3 protein-coding genes are annotated in these 4435 nt (G+C 27.9%); all 3 read right to left on the bottom strand.

What is annotated here, in order from left to right:
- Window positions 1-272: 272 nt before the first annotated feature.
- Window positions 273-875 carry a hypothetical protein gene (locus ACWYN7_RS17095; protein WP_462861192.1) on the bottom strand — a complete coding sequence of 201 codons (603 nt, stop codon included), beginning with the start codon at window positions 873-875 and terminating at the stop codon, window positions 273-275.
- A gap of 686 nt (window positions 876-1561) precedes the next feature.
- A complete protein-coding gene (locus ACWYN7_RS17090; RefSeq protein ID WP_462861191.1) occupies window positions 1562-3334 on the bottom strand; it encodes a DUF7151 family protein in 1773 nt (590 codons plus the stop codon).
- A gap of 157 nt (window positions 3335-3491) precedes the next feature.
- Window positions 3492-4337, bottom strand: a complete 846-nt coding sequence (locus tag ACWYN7_RS17085) for a hypothetical protein (protein WP_462861190.1) — start codon at window positions 4335-4337, stop codon at window positions 3492-3494.
- Between the last annotated feature and the right edge of the window lie 98 nt (window positions 4338-4435).

The raw sequence follows: 4435 nt of genomic DNA, 5'->3' as shown, positions 1-4435 counted from the left end.
ACTAGATTTTCAGAAATTAAAATATTCCCACGTTTTTATTTTCCTTTTTTGGTTTGAACTTAACAAACTTTAAAAAAATATTCAGCAAATTTTTCCTGAAATTAGATTTTCCTGAGCAATTAAACATAACGTGTTTGTACAAGGTTAGTTGCGTTGTTTAAGCACTAAATTTACTAAATAATTACAGACAAAGAAAATCCGAGAGGATTTTCGTAAGTAAACTAAAAGCTAGCAATTAATTTTGTACGGTGTTAGGTGTAGGCTTTTTATATTCATAATTCAATTTTATATTTTCTTAAAATTTCTAAGGCTTCATTAATTGCAATTAAACCTTGATTATAATTTTCAAATTTCGCTTTATGACCTTTCACCATATTTAAAAAAGTTCTACCTATTTGAACTTTTTTAATTTCAGGTTCTGATATTCCTCTATAATTCAAATATTTTTCAATTATATCTATTAGGTTAATTCTTCCATTGTATTCAAATGAGTTATTATAAAACATTCTAAGAACCATTTCAAAATTTTCTAAATTTTCAAAATCTTTATCTGATAAATCGTTGTCTATTATTTCTCCATATTCTAAGTAACATTCTTTATAAAATTCCAATAATGATTTACTGGCTAATAATAAAAAAAGAAAGTCAACATTTTTTTGTTCAAGTTGTTTTTCAGTTGGAATTATTCCTTCTCCAATTTTATTTACTATGATGTCTTCAGGAATACCAACTTTCAATAGCTCTATAAAACAAACATAGTCTCCGTGTTTAATTGCGTTAAATTTGTTCTTAAATTTTTTAATTTTAATACCTGACTTAATTATTTTAAGCATATATCCAACAACCTTATCGTAAATCAGTTTTTCATTTTTCATTTATTTTTTCATTACGAAATTTTGGTTTTGGACAGGTTTTCATAGCTTACACCTAACGTGTTTGTGTAATAAAAGTTGCGTAGTTTAAGCAATAAAGTTAGTAAATAAAACACGAACCAAGAAAATCCGCTAGGATTTTCGTAAGTAGGCTTTTACTAGCAATTTTTTTTTACACGGTGTTGTAAATAGTAGATTTTTTTCCAGTTAATAATTCCATTGTAATTTTTCGCACTTTGCTTAATTCAAAATTTTAAGTAATAAATTCCGCAAAGAAATTCAATTCCGAAAGTTGCTTAAATTCCAGTTTTTGATTTCAAGTCTTGCTAATTTTTCCACGTTTTAATTTTCCAGTCTGAGTAAATTCACACGTTTAAAATTTCCACAAACAAGATAAAATTCCCAAGACAATTTTTCACGAGTGAAAGATAATTCAGCAATTGTTATATTCCATTTTTAAGCGATTAAAAAATTCCCACGAACAACTAAATTCAGACATTTTGAAAGTTCAAATTTTCACGTTCCTAAGTGTTTTCCACTATTATTTACAACGTTGTTGTATATGGTTTGTTGCGTGTTTTAAGCAACTAATTTAGTAAATAATTACCGACCAAGAAAGTCCACGAGGACTTTCGTAAGTAGGCAAGAAGCTAGCAATAAATTATATACAGTGTTAGCAAAAGTTATTTTCAATCTATTATATATTCACTAAATGAAACAGCATAATTATCAATTACATAATTTAAGCCTTTATTTTCAATAATTATATTTTGTGAGTCACATAAGTTGCCACCTCCTTTGTGTCCATTAACAGCATATCTAATTGTCATTCCCACAGGATTTGTCTCAGTTGTCAAAACTACAGTATTCCCAAGTGTGATATAAGGCTCTACTATTTGTTTTTCAACACCATTATCTAAAACTTCAAAACCAAAATTTTGTTGTTTACCATTTGGGTTGTGCCAAATGTCTCCACTAATATCAAATCTCATTGGTTTTACGGGTACATCAAATTTTAAGTGTATGTAATATTTATTCCCATCTGAAACTATATTATGGGATATTGGTTGAAAAGTTTTCCATTCTTTATTGTCATTGATAATTCTTTTTAAAACAACTCCTTGTTTAATTCCGATAACTGCTCTGTCTGAAGGATGAAAAGAGTCATTATATTTAAATTGATAACTTCCACCATCCATATAAACATTTGGTTTATCGTTAGCAAGTTGCAGTTGTGCTTCCTGTACATTGTTTGTTAAACCTTCTAAACGACCAAGCCAAGGACTAGTTTGATGAATAATAAAAATAATATCTTCTGTTTGTCCTGTTATTGCTTTTATATCTGTGTTAAAATCATTGAATAGTTGTTCAACTTGATTATAATATTGCTCTTTAGTATTATTAGCATTTGATTCTCCTTGAACCCAATTAATAACTCTCCAAGCAAATGTTTTACCTTCTTTGTCTGCCAATGCTTTTGCATTAGTAATTGCATCAATAACATTTTGATATTTTTGAGTTCCTTTATTGATTAGATGTACTGCTGCTCCTGATTGGCCTCCAAATAAAGATAGATACTGATAGTCATACTCTTCAATATCTAAGTTATTTTCTTTTTCTATTAAATCTAAAGAAGTTAAAGTAGAAGCCATAACAGGGCCATAAATAACGTTTGTAGCTTCTTCTACTTTTATAAAAGAAGAAAAATCAATCGGATTAACTACGGAATTACCACCAATAAAAGACAATGTGTTTTTAAAATCAGAGTTGCTGTTTGATGCACCACCACCCACTGCAAGAGATTGACCATAAGTTAAAATACCTTCTATATTATATTTTGTTTCTAAATTATAATTGGTTGGAATTATTATTTTCTGATTACAAATATATTTTGTTGCTTCTACTTCTTCTGAATCTAATATTCCGTTATTATTTAAGTCAATTCCTGTTTCAATTTTATAGCCTCCATTTTCACAATTTGCACCTTTAGGTTCTTCCAATATATTTAATAAACTATTTAAGCCATTATTACCATTTGCTCCATTACAAATAAAGTTAGTTGATTGAACTTCATTAGATTCTAATATTCCGTTATTATTTGAGTCAATTCCCGTTTCAATTTTATAGCCTCCATTTGAACAATTTGTTCCTTCAGGTTCATTACTTATATTTATTAAACTGTTTGAACCGTCATTACCATTATTTCCATCATTACCATTTGTTCCATCATTACCATTTGTTCCATTACAAATAAAATTGGTTGATTGAACTTCATTAGCTTCTAATATTCCGTTATTATTTGAGTCAATTCCTGTTTCAATTTTATAGCCTCCATTTGAACAATTTCCACTTGTTTCGGGGGTTATATTTATTAGACTTACTTTAATTTCTTGTTCAACCAAAACTTCTTTTTCACAACTCAGGTTAATTGACAATAGTAATAGAAATGCAATTTTTTTCATAGTTTTTTTTTAATTTTTGCTAACGTTTCTCGTATAAGCTTTGTTGCGTTTTATTTATGCTAAAAGTAAACAATTATTTAAACAACTTTGTGCCTGCGTATTTTTCCGAAGGAAAAATTTAGCAGCAATAAAGTTTATACAGTGTTAGCACAAGTATTTATTTTTTGAAATGACAATTAAATCCATTGATTATTGGGAACTCATTTTTCATATCTGACTTAAAAATAATGCCATAGATAAATTGATACTTCCCGCGCTTATTTATGTTTTTCAATTTTAAATGATTAAAACCATATTGAGGTTTATAATACTCATCGTATATGAAGTAATGCTGACCCTTTTCATTTATTCCGCTCATTGATACGAAAATAACGCCACTTTTTTCAAATACATTTTTATCTCTTATTAAAAAATCAAGATTTATATAATCATCATTCACGTTAAAATCTGGACATTTACCTTCGAAGAAGTTTGTCACAGAACTAGGTTGATAACCCTTTTTATTTGGCAGCAAAGCTTCTGAATTAGTAATCAATTCATTGTATCCTTTATCAGAAATAAATTCGGTTGTTGATTTATTTGAGCTATTAGTTAATTTTATCTCCTTTTTTAAGTTAGAAATTTCTTTTGCTAGATTTTCTTTTGAGACATTTTCTTTTGTTGATTTATTTGAAATATTTGCTAATTTTATTTCCTCTATTAAGTTAGCAAATTCTTTTGCTAGATTCTTGTTAGAGGCACTTTCCTTTTTTAAAGCTAAACTTTTCCAGTATTCCAATTCCTCTTTAGTTTTATTTTTTGAATAGGTTAAAGAATCTTTTTCTATGATGACCTTTTCATTTCTAATTGGTATTACGAATAAAGTATCTTTAGCTAAATTCACGGTTTCATTTTCTTTTGGAAAAATTGTTTCTGTAATTCGCTCGAAGAAGATTGTAGCTAAAACACCAGCAATAAAAATTAAAGGAGGAATTATCTTTTTTATAGGTAATTTTTTTTTCATTTAGTGAGTCATATTTGTGCTAACGTTTCTCGTATAAGGAAAGTTGCGTTTTTTGTCAACGAGGAATTTCCGAAGGAAATTCAGAATTTACAAAAAAA

Source organism: Polaribacter sp. M10 (assembly GCF_054968445.1).
This window is presented reverse-complemented; position numbering and strand designations above follow the sequence as displayed.